General features: G+C 56.8%; 14 protein-coding genes. 3 read left to right on the top strand and 11 right to left on the bottom strand.

Annotation, left to right across the window (positions count from 1 at the left end; genetic code table 11):
• Window positions 1-58: 58 nt before the first annotated feature.
• The 7 genes from ACA048_RS07475 to ACA048_RS07445 all read right to left on the bottom strand — a co-directional run bounded on the left by ACA048_RS07475 (window position 59) and on the right by ACA048_RS07445 (window position 10,260).
• Window positions 59-1,015, bottom strand: coding sequence for a transposase (locus tag ACA048_RS07475; protein WP_497628580.1), 957 nt, complete (start codon window positions 1,013-1,015; stop codon window positions 59-61).
• Between the two features lie 12 nt (window positions 1,016-1,027).
• Window positions 1,028-1,603 carry a hypothetical protein gene (locus ACA048_RS07470; RefSeq protein ID WP_497628579.1) on the bottom strand — a complete coding sequence of 192 codons (576 nt, stop codon included), beginning with the start codon at window positions 1,601-1,603 and terminating at the stop codon, window positions 1,028-1,030.
• Between the two features lie 424 nt (window positions 1,604-2,027).
• Window positions 2,028-2,966 carry a hypothetical protein gene (locus ACA048_RS07465; RefSeq protein WP_497628578.1) on the bottom strand — a complete coding sequence of 313 codons (939 nt, stop codon included), beginning with the start codon at window positions 2,964-2,966 and terminating at the stop codon, window positions 2,028-2,030.
• Window positions 2,963-6,235, bottom strand: coding sequence for a toxin VasX (locus ACA048_RS07460; RefSeq protein WP_497628577.1), 3,273 nt, complete (start codon window positions 6,233-6,235; stop codon window positions 2,963-2,965). The genes ACA048_RS07465 and ACA048_RS07460 overlap by 4 nt, the downstream gene beginning before the upstream one ends.
• The gene (locus ACA048_RS07455; RefSeq protein WP_497628576.1) at window positions 6,232-7,074 is read right to left on the bottom strand and encodes a DUF4123 domain-containing protein; all 843 of its coding nucleotides are present in this window, start codon (window positions 7,072-7,074) and stop codon (window positions 6,232-6,234) included. The genes ACA048_RS07460 and ACA048_RS07455 overlap by 4 nt, the downstream gene beginning before the upstream one ends.
• On the bottom strand, window positions 7,071-9,140 hold the full coding sequence (locus ACA048_RS07450) for a type VI secretion system Vgr family protein (RefSeq protein WP_497628575.1): 2,070 nt from the start codon (window positions 9,138-9,140) through the stop codon (window positions 7,071-7,073). Before ACA048_RS07450 ends, ACA048_RS07455 begins: the two co-directional genes overlap by 4 nt.
• 256 nt (window positions 9,141-9,396) lie before the next feature.
• Window positions 9,397-10,260, bottom strand: coding sequence for a DMT family transporter (locus ACA048_RS07445; RefSeq protein ID WP_497628574.1), 864 nt, complete (start codon window positions 10,258-10,260; stop codon window positions 9,397-9,399).
• 432 nt (window positions 10,261-10,692) lie between these two features.
• Between ACA048_RS07445 and ACA048_RS07440 the strand changes: the two genes are divergently transcribed.
• Complete coding sequence (locus ACA048_RS07440; protein WP_497628573.1) at window positions 10,693-10,845, top strand: hypothetical protein; 153 nt, start codon at window positions 10,693-10,695, stop codon at window positions 10,843-10,845.
• Window positions 10,846-10,908: 63 nt separating this feature from the next.
• Here the strand turns inward: ACA048_RS07440 and ACA048_RS07435 are convergent, their stop codons facing one another.
• Entirely contained in the window at window positions 10,909-11,847 is a 939-nt protein-coding gene (locus ACA048_RS07435) for an aspartyl/asparaginyl beta-hydroxylase domain-containing protein (RefSeq protein ID WP_497628572.1), read from the bottom strand.
• A 216-nt stretch (window positions 11,848-12,063) separates the two neighbouring features.
• Window positions 12,064-13,038, bottom strand: a complete 975-nt coding sequence (gene cysK, locus ACA048_RS07430; protein ID WP_497628571.1) for a cysteine synthase A — start codon at window positions 13,036-13,038, stop codon at window positions 12,064-12,066.
• 99 nt (window positions 13,039-13,137) lie between these two features.
• On the opposite strand from cysK, the gene ACA048_RS07425 reads away from it, so the two are divergent.
• Complete coding sequence (locus tag ACA048_RS07425; protein WP_497628570.1) at window positions 13,138-14,244, top strand: DUF748 domain-containing protein; 1,107 nt, start codon at window positions 13,138-13,140, stop codon at window positions 14,242-14,244.
• Here the strand turns inward: ACA048_RS07425 and ACA048_RS07420 are convergent.
• Together ACA048_RS07420 and ACA048_RS07415 are read right to left on the bottom strand one after the other, a co-directional pair.
• Window positions 14,241-14,744 carry a DUF2442 domain-containing protein gene (locus ACA048_RS07420; protein ID WP_497628569.1) on the bottom strand — a complete coding sequence of 168 codons (504 nt, stop codon included), beginning with the start codon at window positions 14,742-14,744 and terminating at the stop codon, window positions 14,241-14,243. The genes ACA048_RS07425 and ACA048_RS07420 overlap by 4 nt on opposite strands.
• A complete protein-coding gene (locus ACA048_RS07415) occupies window positions 14,732-14,962 on the bottom strand; it encodes a DUF4160 domain-containing protein (protein WP_497628568.1) in 231 nt (76 codons plus the stop codon). The genes ACA048_RS07420 and ACA048_RS07415 overlap by 13 nt, the downstream gene beginning before the upstream one ends.
• 202 nt (window positions 14,963-15,164) lie before the next feature.
• Between ACA048_RS07415 and ACA048_RS07410 the strand changes: the two genes are divergently transcribed.
• On the top strand, window positions 15,165-16,010 hold the full coding sequence (locus ACA048_RS07410; RefSeq protein ID WP_010462104.1) for an AAA family ATPase: 846 nt from the start codon (window positions 15,165-15,167) through the stop codon (window positions 16,008-16,010).
• The last annotated feature ends 5 nt before the right edge of the window (window positions 16,011-16,015 follow it).

The raw sequence follows: 16,015 nt of genomic DNA, 5'->3' as shown, positions 1-16,015 counted from the left end.
CAGTCCTACACGTATTACGGACATGCAAAACATCAAAAAATCGCTGCTTTCGTAGCGTCTATTTTTGCGAAACAAACCTGCCCTTTCGCGTCCCTTGCGGATAGATCGAGCGCGTTGCCTTGTCCAGATAACCACCCTGGCGCACAAAACTGGCCACTTCATTGTGCCGACGACTGCGCATCCAGGGGATCCATCCCAACAGTTCAGGGTGCCCCAACGCTTCGATCAACAACAAAAACTGCTCACGCCAGCGTGTACTGCCGCCCATGCCCAGCCCTGAACGCCGTTTAAGGTCCTGGATGCTCTGGCCATCCATCACCCCTTTCACGAAATCGACCCAGAGATCGGGTCGAAGCATCCCGACCAGCGGTGTCCCGGACAGAATGGAGAAGCAGGTCACGCAGGGATCGCACTTGAATTTCGGGCGTATGCCTTTAATTCGATAGGTCCGCGTTCCCCCGCACCTGGGGCATGTCGCGTGCTGTGCATTGAGCGTCGTCTCAATCCAGGTGATGACCGCTTGCTGTTGCGCCGCGATGTGCTCGGGCGGTTGCAGGTTTTCCCGGTAATGGCGTGTCGTCCACCACTGATGCAACTCCGGACACTCCTCAGTCATCACCTCCCCGACCGCCTGCCCCCAGTTGAAGTAGACCTTTGGAGTCACTTCCAAGCGAGACGCTATCTGGACGCTGGACCAACCGGCCAGCAGGTACACCGCAAACGTTGACCACAATTCCATCCGATGCATGTTCGCAAAGGGTGAATCGCTCAAACTATTGCAGCTCTTGCGGCAGGAGCGACAGTAGTAACGCGGGAGCCGTTGTCGGCCGCGATTGTTATGGAGGGTCACGTTGGTATTTCCACACCACGGGCAGTACCGCACGGGTCGATGTGGCAATTCGTGCAGATAGCGGATCAACCGATCGGCGTCGGGGCGCAGGTTCGCCGGGAGGCACACGTCGTAGTCCGGTAGATCATCGTGTCCGGGGATGGGGAGTGAGGGGAGTTGGGTCATTAATGGTTCTACTCACACCTGAAACCTTCTTATGTTTCTCACTGGATAATTTATTTCACTCAGCGATAGTAAAAATTCGTTTAGAAAGCGCTCTAATTCAAGCGTGTTCATAGACATAACAAAACGAAATTGTTTATTGTCGTTAGTCTCAATCACCACGCCACTGTCCCTGACCCACAACCATCCGCCCTGCACATAGCCTGAAACAGACTTTATTTCATCAATAGATATTATAGACATGTACCGCTTTGACCCAGTTGACATCTCAATTGAAACACCACCCTGATCAAAGACAGCGCTTAATACTCCTTCAACTATGGGTTTGGAGATATCTTTTTTCTTGCTCTCAGAACGCTCAACAATAATGATTGTTAATGCAACCATTAAAAATATTGACCCCACACCAAGAACAAAAAGTGCAAATACGTCAGAAACCCTAGGGGCACCAAAATAATTAAGGAAAGCCAACATGAATAAAATACTAGCCATCACAATTGGACCTGGCCCGCGAATCACTCTTTGTCTAGGAGACTCATCAGGATAGCGATAGGTCTGCGCTATGAAGCTCGCTGGTATTTTCGCACTCATTTCTCTCAAGTCCCTTGCCGAGTAAATTTTAAGTTGTAGATCAAAAATAGCGGTGTAAACAGCCACTCCCTAAATGGTGTAATTGGATTCTCCATTTTAATTTGTCAGTTTTGCTTCACCCTTTGCAATGATTGCTTCCTCTTCAAAGGAATTTTTGGTGCATAGGCGGGGGAATCATCCGACTAGAATAAATCAGAGTAGGTGGCGGCGATAATTTCCCCGTTTTCGCTAGCGCCGCAAACGGCACATCAAATAGTAAGGTTGCAATTATCAGTGCTCATGCTTTATTGATTGGAAGAACCGCCAGATCTTGTTTAATTCCATAATTCTCCTTACAACAGTTTTTCTCCGGGAGGATCGGCGCTAAGCAGTTGTTGCGAGAGAAAATCCCGTTTCTTGGTGCCTGCGGGTCATGTGCTCATGCCTAGTCTTGGGTCTGTTCGTCGAGTTCAGCCTCGCGTTTGGCGATGGCTTCTTCCAGTTCCGGGGATCGTTTGGCCCACTGTTCCGGGGGCAACGGTTTGGACCATTCGATGATGTCGGGATAGGGCAGGTCGGGCGGCGGATTCAGTTTCCACCGTTCAAGCACGTCGATCAGCAGCGTGTTGAAAATGAAGATCCCGCAGAAACCTTCCCACAAGATGGTTAAAGGCCAGCCTCTCAATTTTGCGGCTTTTACAAGGTCGTCCAGATAGGTCGCCCATATCCCTTTAGACCTGTCGAAACGGGCTGTTTGGTCCTCAACAACCTCCGGACCAATCTCCATGTAGCTGCGCATGCACTCCCACAACGCCATGGCCGTGGTGCCGCCACCACAGTTGAAGCCCAGGGAGAAATGCTTGTTGTCTTCGTTGGCCAGTGGGTCCGGGTTTTCGAAACCGATGATCAATAAACCCATCGTCGCTTTACCGGCCTGACTGACCGACGAGTGCTGCGTGGCGGCGGCCGTCACGGTTTCCCAAGGGACGATCCAGTACTCGCCGTCGTCGCGGGGTACGCAGACTTCTCGGCGTTGGCGATTGAAGCGCACGGGTAGGGGCACTTCGCGGAAGAGGCCTTGGATCAAAATCAGCGCTGGAATGCCGACGATAATGGAGCCGAGAATCAAAATATCTTGGCTGAAGTCAGAGTCGAGATTTCTAGTGAAGAAAGACATGGCTAGAACAACCATAACCATCGGCCACAACATCATCACGGTAGAGCCGATGCTGTAGTTGCCTATATCAAGAAACACCTCGTTTTTACGCCAGATGATGTTGAGCACATCCGAGGGTTTTCTACCTGTCGGGATCGGTAAGGGCGCCAGATAGTCATTACGCGAAAACATCCGTTTTTTCGTGGTGCCTGCCGGTGGCGTGCTCATCGTTTGTCCTTGGGTTGCAGGTAAACACCGCCGGGATGCTCCTCGCCGAGCGGGTAATTCGGTACACGGTCGAGGTGCGGCGTCGGGTCGCCCCGCAGCTCAATCACGCCAGTGGTGTCATTCAGGGTAAACGCCAATCCTCGCTCGCCACTGATGAAGTTTGGAGCGCCGAGCATGGCAATCAACGGTGTGCGATAGCGTAGGCGGAGCGAAACAGTGCAAGGTGTCGAGTTCAATATGTTTTTCAGTGTGTTGAACGGGCCGCTCAGGCGTAAGCCCTGACCTTCCTTGTGCGGTATCCACTGGCAGGTGCTGCTGGACAACCAGTGAGGCGTCATGTCGCGCCAGGGGCGCGGGGTTTTGTACTGGTGGATTGGGCGGTTTTTGATCTGATAGCGGGAGTCCTGGGTATCAATGGGGTCGCCGATCATGCTCATTTCCAGATAAACACTGCCTGGCTCCGCACCGGGTAAATCGATGGTCAGGGTGTCGATGGAACTGACGAACGCGAGGCCGGACGGGCGATCATTCCTGGCTGACTGCGAACTGCTTTGCATCGTGACCCGAGGCGCATAAAGGATCCGGTATAGCCGGTCGAGTTCGTCCATTTGGGCTTTGGGCGGGATAGGTGCCAGGTCGTGCGCCCGGCCTTTTGACCAGCAGCAGAAATTCAGGAAGTTTTGCAGCGGGGTTTGCTGCATGATCGCGGTGATCAGGTGCAGCGCACCCAACCCGAAAAGGATCCAGTTCAACGGGCCCATGTACAGCGTGTAGCGCAGGATGGCGAATTCGACGGTGATTGAGCCTGCCAAGGCCCGGGCTGTGTAGCTAACCCCTAACATCGCCTGGGCGCCGAAGGCCGCTACTTGTCCACCGACCACGATCTGGCGCATCTCCATCCACGGATCAACTCGGTTTTGTGCGTTTTCAAGTTGTATTTTCAGGGAATTGAACTCGGCGAATGCTGCACCGGCAGATAGAAGACCAATTACCCCACCAAACAGCGTAAGTGTTGGCGCGGCTGAAGAGCGAATAAAGAACCGATCCTTCCCCAACCCCTTCCGCACCTGATTATCAACCACCGCCACCAACGCCGCCGCCGCATACAACGTCGCCGAAACCGTGTCATTCACCCGCCGGCTGCCCATCCCCTCCAACACCCCGGCCTCTCTCAAATAGTTATGCGCATTCAGCACGTTCAACAACAACGCCGCCAACGGCACCAACCCGCCGCTATTGGCCACAACTGGCGAATTAACAATCCGTCCCACACGCCCCGCACCAATGGCCTTCCCGGTCGCCTTCGCCCAGTCGCCCAGTGCTTCGGCCTGTTGCCCCAACAACTTCCATACCTGCCGGCCGTTCTCGATGACAAGCCGTAAAGGCGTATTACTGCCCAGTCGGGTGGCGATGAGGACGCCCATCCATGAGCGGCTGAAGGCGCCGTCAGCCTTAAGCAACAACAGCGCCGCCGCCAACCGGTTGACCAACACACTCCATTGGCTGCTGACATCCCGGGCCATGGCCGCGATGTCGTCCAGTACCAACGTGCTCAACGGCGCCAAGGCCTGATGAGTGGCGCTGATGTTGTCGGAGGCCAGTGCCGCCATCAGCTCACCCAGGCGAGAGGTGTTGTTAACGGCCGCATCGATCGAGGGGGTCCAGGCGTTGAACAGTTGTTTCAGGGCACCGCCATCCGCGGCTCGCACGTAGTCGGCGTATTGCTCGGCGCCCTGGGCGCGCAGGCATTGGGCGGTCAGGCAACCGGTGGCCAGCTCGGCCAGCCAATGCCGCGTTTCAAGGTCGTGATAATCGACAAACCAGGTGCCGCTGAGCGAGCGGTTGAGGTACACGCCCCGGTCGGCAAACAACGCGGTGTGACGCTGTTCGATCTGTTGGTAGTGCGCCGCTGCGGTCTGCGCGAACCAGGTATTCATCGCATCGAGGTCGATGTATTCGCCGACCTTGGCGCTGAACGCGTGATTGTTGAGATTTGCCTGCTTTTCAGCGCGGTATTCGCGGACGACAAATTCCACCTCGTTGTACAAGTCCGCCGGAATAAAGGCCCGCACCGGGGCGACGATGGCCGCGATACGCGCATCGCGGGCGGCGGCTTCGGTTGGAGTGGGCTGGCCGCCGTATTGACGGGCCCGGGTTTCGGCTTTGAGTTCCTCATCCAGCCGATGCTGGGTGTCGAGCATGACCTGGCCCTGTTCGGGCGTGAGGGTGATGTCGCGTTCTTTGTAGCGGTAGCTGATGGACCCGGCCAGTTCGGCGCCATCTTCAGAGATCAGGCTGTGCACAAACCCACCGATGCTCAGGCGCAGGTTGTTATCACCTAGCCACTTTTCGTGACTCGCTTCTATCCATTCCTGCTCATGATTGATATCACGCAGCACGCCCAGATCGTCATCGAGGCAGGCAAAAACGGGGAAAAGGTCCTTGGCGTGTGCCTTGGCGCTGTCCAACCAATCCTGAGTGCCCTGCCCGTCCCAGGGTTCGGCGCTCCACTCGCCTGGCGGTTGATCGCCGGCCTCCGGGTGTTGGGCGAGGACTTTTTCGCGCTCACGCGCGCGGTGCATGGTGTCGGTGTAGGCCTTGATGTTGACCGGGGTCGGCTCTTTCATCAGCGTTGCGCCCAGCGCCTCGGTGTCCTCGGCGTCCCGTATCTGGTCCTCTTTCATCGACCGGGCGAAGGTCCCAGGGATGAGTTCGGCCATGACCTCAACGGCTTTTTCCAGCGGAGGGCAATGCTTGGCTTGCAGTTCGTTGGCCACGGTGCGCAAGGCCACATGGCGCATGTGTTCACGACGTTTGGCGCTGCTGTCGATCAGCGATTGGCAGTGCTCGGGGTTTAATGGGAACTCGCTGTAGAGCATCCACGCGTCGTGGATTTTTTCCAGAGCCAGACCCGTCAATGTGCCGTCGAGTACCAGGGTCGCATCGGCGTCGAGCGCTTGCTCTTTGAGCAAACCATTCGGCGAGACGGCATACCGTTTGAGGGGGCCTTGGTCCTGCCACAGATAAACAAATCCGGCCCGCAAGCGACGCGCCGCCATGGGACGGCTTTGCGTGATCACGCCGGGAATGCAGCAAGGACTGTCGGCCTTTTCTTCAGCCAAGGCATAGCGCACGGGCACCACGAACAGCTCGGACTGACTGGCTGGGCACGGCGCCATCGGGCTGTTGATATCGACGTGAGGCTGAGCCTTGGCGGCGCGTTCGGCCTGAGCGGCTCGGTCGATCATCGCCAGTTTTTCTGCGCTCATACGCCGGACTCCTTGCCGGTGAGCTGCTGACGCGTCAGTTCTGCATTGAGGTTATCCAGCCGTTGCTCGGGCGAGACACCGGGCTCGGCCAACATGCTTCGGTAAGCGGCGTGAGCCGGTGCATCGGGAAAGTCAGTGCCCAGCACCGCGTGGAATCGAGCCCAAAGCAGGACTTCATCGATGGCGCTGTAACCGTGACGCGCGGCGGCGTGCTGGCAGTGAGAGGCCCACTGTTGCAGTGCAAAAGCGTCCAGTCCTTGCAGGCATTCAGGAAAGTACTGTTGGCAATGCTCGATCAACTGTTGGGCGAAGCGCTGTCGTTGGGCGGTGCCCAAGTGCTCCAGTTGCTCCAGTTGCTCCGCAGACAGGATCAACCAAGGCTCTTGCGCATACGGTGCAGCGGGTTGATCCGGGTTTTCTTGATGGATATCCAGTTCTGGGAGCCGGATCAGTCGCACCGGCCCCATCAAGCGATCACGCTCGCCAGCGGCCAACGGCGCTAGCCACAACGCCGCAATACGAGGGTCGTGGTAGCGGAACAAGACTGTGACATCCCCTTCGACACGAACGTGAATCAGGCTACGTAGATGCTCAAGCACAACATCTTCTTGCGCCTCTGACGCCAGCCAGACACCACATGTCGCGCTCCAGTCCCGAAAAAAGGTATGAGCCAGCGGGCTATCAGGCGCAACAGGCACCAGTACCGGCCCGGCTTCCTCCAATGGGCTATAGACGGTTGTCTGATAGAGCGATTGAAACGTCGTGCTCCCCAACTCAAACAGACGCTCAGGCAGATGTTCAATCTGGGCGCGATCCAACAGCAGGTAAGCCTGACTCATGCCGTCATCTCCACCAGTTTTTGACACACGGCACAGATCGGCGCGGCCTGTTGCGCCGCCTGAGTCAATGCCAGTTTTTGCGCGACCAGGGATGGTGCAATCAGGGCCTGTGGCGCCACGGGGATCAATGAGCGAGCAGCCTCCGGAGCTATCCCGGCCAACGGCGCCCCGCCCTCGACAATGGCCACGCTGCTGAAAATCCCGCCGGCGTTGATCACGATGTGATGGCCGCCACACTCAAGCGTCAAGCTCATCCCCGCATCAATTACCACGTTGGCGGCTGTGACGTAGGCCTGTGAACCAGCCTGAATCACCAGCGTGCCGCCGGCCGTCGTGCTGCTGTTGCCGCTGATGGTGATCAATTCATTGCCGCCAATCACCGTGTTGCGCTCGCCTTGCGTGGTGTGCAACTCGTCGCCCTTGATCAGGCTGGCGCTGTTGTTGTCCACCTGCTCAAAACGGTCGTTGCTGATCAGGCTGTGGCTGTCACGGGTGATCTGTTCGCGGCGGTCGTTACCAATTTTGGTATCGCTGTCGTTGAGGATCAGTTGTTCGAGGTCGCGTTGGGCGCGCAGGTAAATCTTCTCCTGCCCGGCGCGGTCTTCAAGCGACAGTTCGTTGTAACCACCGGTGTATGGAGAGCTTTGGCTGCGCAAGACGGTTTTGGTTTTGTGTTCGGGCAAGGGGTATGGCACCGCATTGACCTTGTTCGGCGCGCACCCGGTAATGAACGGATGATCGGGATCGCCGTCCAGAAAGGTGACGATGACTTCCATGCCGACACGCGGAATCGTCATCGCGCCAAAATGTGGACCCGCCCATTGCGTCGAGACGCGCAGCCAGCAGCTGCTTTTTTCACTGTTGAGCTCGGCCCGGTCCCACGGTAGTTCAATCTTCACGCGACCATATTCATCGCAATAGATTTCTTCACCAACCGGCCCGGTGACGCGGGCGGTCTGGCTCACCAGCAGCGTTTTGCGTGAGCGCATCGGCGGCCGGTAAATCACGTCCCAGGGAATGGCGCCAAAGCTGTTGCGATAGCCTTGGGTAAAGCCGTCTTCAGGTTTGACGTCGCTGGTGATGGCCTCTTCCAGTGATTGAGGTTGTTTCCCAACGTGATGAAGGCTTACCAGCAGCCACAAGTCGTTGCAGGTTTTGCGCGGGTGTTCAGTCAGGTCGAACAAGTGGCCACTGCGCAGAGTCGGTTGATCGCTGTTGCCCTCGGCCAACTGATAATCGCTGCGGTGGCGCTCCAGCGCCTGGCGCGCGAGTTGTTTACCGCGTTTTTCGTTCTCGATGAACACCGGGTAGCGATAGTCTTCCAGCTCAGGGCTGAACTCGGCGGTGAAGCGGCTCTCCAGCAACAGACTCGGGCGCTGGAAGTCATAGTGCCGGCGCGTGGTGGTGCTGGTGCGGGTGCGAAAACGCATGGAAAACTGGCTGACCACCGGATGCTCCGCCACCATGCCGGAGTCTTGCTGATAAGCGGTTGCACCCAGTTTGGGGAACCAGGTCTGATCGTCGGTGAACACCAGCAGATGCCCGTCTGGCGAATGCTGGTGATGCCAGGCGATGCCGTCCTCGGCGCACAGGCGCTGGACCAGCTCGAAGTCGGATTCCCCGTATTGCGTGCAGTATTCGCGCTCGGGGCTGGTGCTGACATGGAAGGTAAAGGCATCGGCCTGAATGCCGTGGCCTTTGAATACCTGAGCGATGATTTGCGGCACCGTCAGTTTCTGAAAAATCCGCTGATTGTGGCTGAACTGCAAGTAATGCAGCGCCGGCACTAGCGTCAGGTGATAACGGGTCAGGCGCTTGCCGGCCTCACCGACGAATACGTCTTCGATCCGGCCGTGAAGGCCTTCGCCGTTCAGGCCAAACTGAAGAAACGCGGGTTGGCTGAGCAGACTCTCCAGATCGAAATCCGGGTGTTCGCTGACCAGTTCAACGCGGATCGCGTACAAGGCGCTGATGGCCTCTGCACCGTCAAAGGCGAGGACTTTGAAATCGTTGCGAACCGCGGGGATGTGCAGCGAAAAATGCGCCGTCTTGGCCGACCGGAACATACGCTTATCCTTAAGCAAAGAGGAAATGAAGCGCGATGTCCAAACCGTCCATGGTCTGTGCACGCGAAATGGGCGGGCACGTTATCAACGGGGGAAAACGAATGATGTAGGAGGGATCTTAGAGTACAGCCAGACTTTTCCGCTTTGCAGGCGGTTACGTCTATGACATGAGAGGCCTGACCTTAAAAAGCAATAAAAACGTCGTTCTGTAACGACATAAGTAAGGCCTAAAGCAATGCTTTAGGCCTTTTGGTTTTTACGCTGCTTTACGGAATACGAACACCAGACCGATGATGATCAGCAACATGCCAAGCATGCTCAATGCCGCCAGCCGATTACCAAAAATCAGATAGTCCATCACCGCCGTCACCGCCGGTACCAGGTAAAACAGACTGGTGACATTCACCAGATTGCCCCGGGCGATCAAGCGGTAGAGCAGCAACGTCGCCAGGACCGACACCACCAGTCCCATCCACAACACCGGCACGACAAACCCGGTGCTGTGTTCGAAATGGAAGGGTTGGAACGGCACGAAGATCCCGCACAGTAACAACCCCGCCAGATACTGCACCGGCAACGTGCCAAGGGGATTGTCGGTGATGCGTTTCTGCATGATCGAACCGAAGGTCATGCTCGCCAGCGCGAGCAAACCAAAGAGCATGCCGACCATCGACATACCGGCCAGACCGATGCCCTGGTACACCACCATGATCAATCCGGCCAGGCCCAGCGCCAGACCGAACATCCGGCTGAGAGAGCGCTGACGCTCCATCAGCACCACGGTGAGGATCGGCTGCACGCCCATGATCGTCGCCATCACGCCAGGGGTGACTTTCAGGTCCAGGGCCAGCAGATAGAAAATCTGATAAGCCCCCAGCAACACCACGCCCGTGGCCATCGCATACAGCATCGGCTTGCCGCCCTTGGGCAACTTCAGCTTAAGCAACGGCACCAGCAGCACCAGACCGCACAAGGCGATGGCGAAGCGCACCAGCAGAAAAGCAAAGGGCGACGCGTGCGCAAGCCCCCATTTGGAGAAGATCGCCCCGCTGCTCCACAGCAGAACGAACAGGCTCGTGGACGCCGCCGCGAGCGCGGATTGTTTCGAAAGGACAAACATGAATACCACCTGTTGTCAGGCAAAGAGCCAATCAGCCGAAGCTGAAATTCAGTAGTTTTTTTGGCGGGCAAAGGGCAACAGCAAGGAGAAGCTGATCAGCCCGAAATGCCAACACCCGGCGGTGATACGACTGCGTACACCGGCGTGCTACGGACAGGTGGGGGGTAATGACTGATCTGCGCAGGTTGCTGATTCTCGCACGGCGCCACGACAGCGTTAACCGCTGAATCGACTACCGCGTTGATGAGGAATGCAGGCATTGGGCTGATCTTTTTTGATGAAGTGAACGGTGGGTTGGACATCACCGTGCGCTGACTATATCCAGCGACTGACATGGATTGCAATGACTTGGACAAAGGGCCGGTAACGACAATCAGAAAAGTGGTGTTTATGCTGAGTGAAAGGGAATTAGTGACCAGCAGCGGAGGGAATATGCGCAAAGTAATCAAGAAGTCCCCCACAAAGAAAAGCTCGCGCGCTACGGAAGGCAAGACCATCACTGTAGAACTGACTGCCAGTCAGCAGCGTCTTTTACAAATACTTATCACGGGCACCAACGCCGACGAACCTGGCCTGCTCGCCTGACGCCCGTAAATTGGGCGATAAAAAACCGCTCCGAAGAGCGGTTTTTCATTTCTTGAGCTGGACTCACCCAAACAACCAATACCCCAACAACGCCAGCACCATCACCGCCAGCACCGGCCGCAGCACGCGGTAAGCCCTGGGGTATCGACGCTTCCACCGCTTGACCACCCCACTGACTTTATCGCTGGAGTTTTTGCTCCAGGCATACGCCCGGTTAATCCCGCCCACGCGTTCATCATCAAGGTTTTGCGGTGCAGTGGCGCGACCGAGCCAACCGCTGATCCACCGATTGATGCGAGTCATGATGCGATTACTCAGCGGACGCTCAATGTCGCAGAACAGAATCACCCGGGTCTTCTCGGTTTCGTTTTTGACCCAGTGCACATAGGTTTCATCGAACATCACGTCTTCGCCATCGCGCCAGGCGTACACCTGGCCGTCAACGAAGATGCGGCAATCATCAGAGTTGGGGGTCGACAGCCCCAGGTGATAACGAAGAGAACCGGCAAACGGATCACGATGCGGATTGAGGTGGCTGCCACCCGGCAGCAACGCGAACATCGCCCCTTTGACGTTGGGAATGCTGCTCACCAGCGCCACGGTCTTCGGGCACAGGGCTTCTGCCGAAGGCAGCGGCTTGTCGTACCACTTGAGGTAAAAGCGCTTCCAGCCCTTTTTGAAAAACGAACCGAAACCGGCGTCGTTGTTCCTCTCGGCAGCGCGGATATACCCCTCGTCGAACAAGTGCATGGCTTCGTCGCGGATGACTTCCCAGTTGTCCTTGAGCACGTCCAGTTCTGGAAACTTGCTGCGGTCCAGGTAGGGTTTGGACGGCACGGCGGAGAACAGGTACATCAAGGCGTTGTAGGGTGCGAACAACGCCGAGTGATTGACGAATTGCCGTAAAACCGGCAATCGTGCCTGGCCACGCAAATGGACATAGAGTGTACTGCCGAGAAACAGCAGCAACACCGACGCTTTCGCGGCAATGGAAAAGCTCATCTACGACTCCTTGAGAATAGACTTATCGCTCAACACCCTTTACCCGGCGTGGCGCCCGGCCATCATAAACACTCCCTGATCCCGGGAAAAACCGCCTGACTCAACATTCAGTAATAATTGCGCAACAAGCAATTCTTAGCATTAGGAAGCTGAACGAGGACTGACCTTAATCAATCCCGCCAACTCATCAATGGACGCTTTGCCCCCAAAGCGCGCTTATTGCTGATTCTCCTGTTCGGTAAACAGATCGCTGAACAGCATGCTCGACAGGTAGCGTTCGCCAGAGTCCGGCAGGATCACCACGATGGTCTTGCCTTGCATTTCCGGGGTTTCCGCCAGGCGAACAGCAACAGCCATGGCCGCGCCACACGAAATACCGCTCAAAATCCCTTCTTCCTGCATCAAGCGCAAGGCCATGGCCTTGGACTCCTCGTCGGTGACCAACTCAACCCGATCAACCATCGACAGGTCCAGATTCTTAGGCACAAAACCGGCACCGATGCCCTGAATCTTGTGCGGGCTCGGCTTGATCTCTTCGCCGGCGATGGCCTGGGTAATCACCGGCGAAGCCGCAGGCTCAACGGCCACCGAGATAATCGGTTTGCCCTGGGTATTCTTGATATATCGCGAAACACCGGTAATGGTTCCACCCGTTCCGACCCCTGCCACCAACACATCGACCGCACCGTCGGTATCGTTCCAGATTTCCGGACCGGTGGTTTTTTCGTGGATGGCCGGGTTGGCCGGGTTGTCGAACTGTGCTGGCATGAAATATTTGGCCGGATCGCTGGCCACGATTTCCCCGGCTTTCTCGATCGCGCCTTTCATGCCCTTGGCCGGCTCGGTCAGCACCAGTTCGGCGCCCAGCGCCTTGAGTACTTTGCGTCGTTCGATACTCATGGATGCCGGCATGGTCAGCATCAACTTGTAATCACGGGCAGCGGCGACAAACGCCAGGCCGATGCCGGTATTGCCCGAGGTCGGTTCGACGATGGTCATGCCAGGCTTGAGTTTGCCGCTGCTTTCGGCGTCCCAGATCATGTTCGCGCCGATCCGGCACTTGACTGAATAACCGGGGTTGCGCCCTTCGATCTTGGCCAGGATGGTCACGCCGCGCGGGGCAATGCGGTTGATTTGCACCAAGGGCGTATTGCCGATGGAGTGGGCGTTGTCAGCGAAGATACGGCTCATGTCTGGGTCCTTAACTGCAGCATGGAATTAGCGCATCAAGGTAAGCCTCTTGCCCCTAGGCGTCCAGTCAGGTCGAACGTCCGGTGGCCAGCGTAGTCAATGGCTTTACAACGCCAGAGATTTACCACCATGAAACGTCGATACAGTTGGCCCCTGTGGACGCTCGCCGGCCTCGTTGTGCTGCTGATTACCTTGCACATCGCCCTGCCCTATATGGTGCGCGACTACCTGAACGACAAACTGGCGGACATGGGTGACTACCGTGGCCAGATCACCGACGTAGACCTGGCCCTGTGGCGCGGGGCGTACAAAATCAACGGACTGAAAATCGTCAAGGTCGACGGCAAGGTCCCGGTGCCCTTCGTCAACGCACCGCTCATCGACCTCTCCGTCAGTTGGCATTCGCTCTGGCATGACCATGCAGTGGTCGCCCAAGTGCAGTTCTTCAACCCCGAGGTGAACTTCGTCGACGGTGGCGCCAATAAGCAAAATTCGCAAACCGGTCAGGGCACCGACTGGCGCGCGCAACTGGGCAAACTGTTACCCGTCACCCTGGACGAAGTGCGGATCCACGACGGCAAACTCAGTTTTCGCAACTTCAATTCCAAACCTCCCGTGAATATGAACGCCACTCAGGTCAATGCCAGCATTTACAACCTGACCAATGTGGTCGACAAACAAGGCAAGCGTGACGCTCGCTTCGAAGGCAAGGCCCTGCTGCTCGGGCACGCCCCTCTGGAAACCACCGCGACGTTCGATCCACTTAGCAATTTCGAAGACTTTGAGTTTCGTCTGCGCGCCAAAGGCATCGAACTCAAACGCATGAACGACTTCGCCTCGGCCTACGGAAAGTTTGACTTCAACGCGGGTCATGGCGATGTGGTCATTGAAGCGCAAGCCAAAAAAGCCCAATTGACCGGTTACATCAAACCGCTACTCAAAGACGTCGACGTGTTCAACTGGCAGCAAGACGTGCAAAACAAGGACAAAGGGATTTTCCGCTCGATCTGGGAGGCCATCGTCGGAGGCTCTGAAACCGTTCTGAAAAACCAGGGTAAAAACCAGTTCGCGACCCGAGTGGAACTCAAAGGCAACGTGCATCGCCAGGACGTCAGCGCGTTCCAGGCGTTTTTGCAGATTTTGCGCAATGGTTTCATCCAGGCATTCAACGCCCAGTATGAGCGGCCGAAGCCGGAGGCTGGTTAGGGTTTGCGTGTCACGGTATAGCGACCAGTATCTTCAGCTGCACGTGCAGACGTCGATTGCTGTTGCAAGAAATCCCAGCCAAGGCAGGCTAATGCCAACGACCGCGGCACCACTTCACGACCACTGCTGTAGCGCGTGATACTGCGGGCGCTAACCCCAAGCGCCTCAGCCGCCTGATTGAGTGACAAGCCGGTGCGAGCGCGCCACTCAATGAATGTACGAGTGTTTTCGTCGGATGCGTTTTGAGCGAGTGCATCCAGATACAGGGTGTCTGCCCCGATTTGAATGTCCAGCTCAGGCCATTCGACGCTCCAGCCATCGTCGCCCAGAGACGCGCCCTCGAACGCGCCCAGCGCCAGCAATGGCTGCAATCCTGGATAGGCGTGCAGGTCGCTGCTCAGATCGAGCGTTAATTGCTGACCATCGATAAAAGTCAGCGCCAGTCGGTTATCCGGCAACACCTGAATGACCGACAGCCGTGGTCGTTTCATGGGTAACATCGTTTCCAATCCTCCAACAAGTGCACTTGGTGGGCCCTGACCCACTCCAGCGCTTCCTTGATAATCAGCGGCGGCGCCTTGCCAACCATCACTTCGACGGTTTCCAGGCTAAGCATCACGTCGAGCCCGCCACCGGTCAGGTGAACATGGGGCGGCGGGTGATCCTTCTCGCGCAACTGAATGCGGTACGTATCGCGAAATCGGTATTTTGTAGACATGCTCCGCAAGCTATCGCCAAAATGGCGATAGCTCAATACTGGCCAGCAGTCGAGACTGAGTCAAGATGTGACGCCCCATTCAGAGACTGAATAAGCCGTCTGCGTTCACAGTCGACCGGGCAGCGCGGTATAGTCGGGCATCACCATTATTGCGCCCCGCCCTGCCTCGTTCAGGTCGGCATTACCGTTCGAGGATTAGCAGATGAAGTTCGAAGGCACCCAGGCCTACGTCGCCACCGATGACCTGAAGCTGGCGGTCAACGCCGCCATTACCCTGGAGCGTCCACTGCTGGTCAAGGGCGAGCCGGGCACAGGCAAAACCATGCTGGCCGAGCAACTGGCCGAGTCCTTCGGCGCCAAGTTGATCACCTGGCACATCAAATCCACCACCAAGGCGCATCAGGGCCTGTACGAGTACGACGCGGTCAGCCGCCTGCGCGACTCGCAACTGGGCACGGAAAAGGTCCACGACGTTCGCAATTACCTGAAAAAGGGCAAGCTCTGGGAAGCCTTTGAATCCGAAGAGCGGGTGATTCTGCTGATCGACGAAATCGACAAGGCAGATATCGAGTTCCCGAACGACTTGCTGCAAGAACTCGACAAGATGGAGTTCTACGTTTACGAGATCGACGAGACCATCAAGGCCAAGAAACGCCCGATCATCATCATTACCTCCAACAACGAGAAAGAGCTGCCGGACGCCTTCCTGCGTCGCTGCTTCTTCCACTACATCGCCTTCCCCGACCGCGTCACGCTGCAGAAGATCGTCGACGTGCACTACCCGAACATCAAGAAAGACCTGGTCAGCGAAGCGCTGGATGTGTTCTTCGACGTGCGTAAAGTGCCAGGCCTGAAGAAAAAACCATCGACCTCCGAACTGGTGGACTGGCTCAAGCTGCTGATGGCCGACAACATTGGCGAAGCGGTGTTGCGCGAACGCGATCCGACCAAAGCGATTCCGCCGCTGGCCGGTGCACTGGTGAAGAACGAACAGGACGTGCAGTTGCTTGAGCGCCTGGCGTTCATGAGCCGTCGCGGCACTCGATAAGGGTC

The sequence above is a fragment of the Pseudomonas sp. LBUM1659 genome (genome assembly GCF_059716045.1).
The sequence above is the reverse complement of the archived record's forward strand: the minus strand, read 5'-3'. Positions and strand labels throughout refer to the sequence as shown.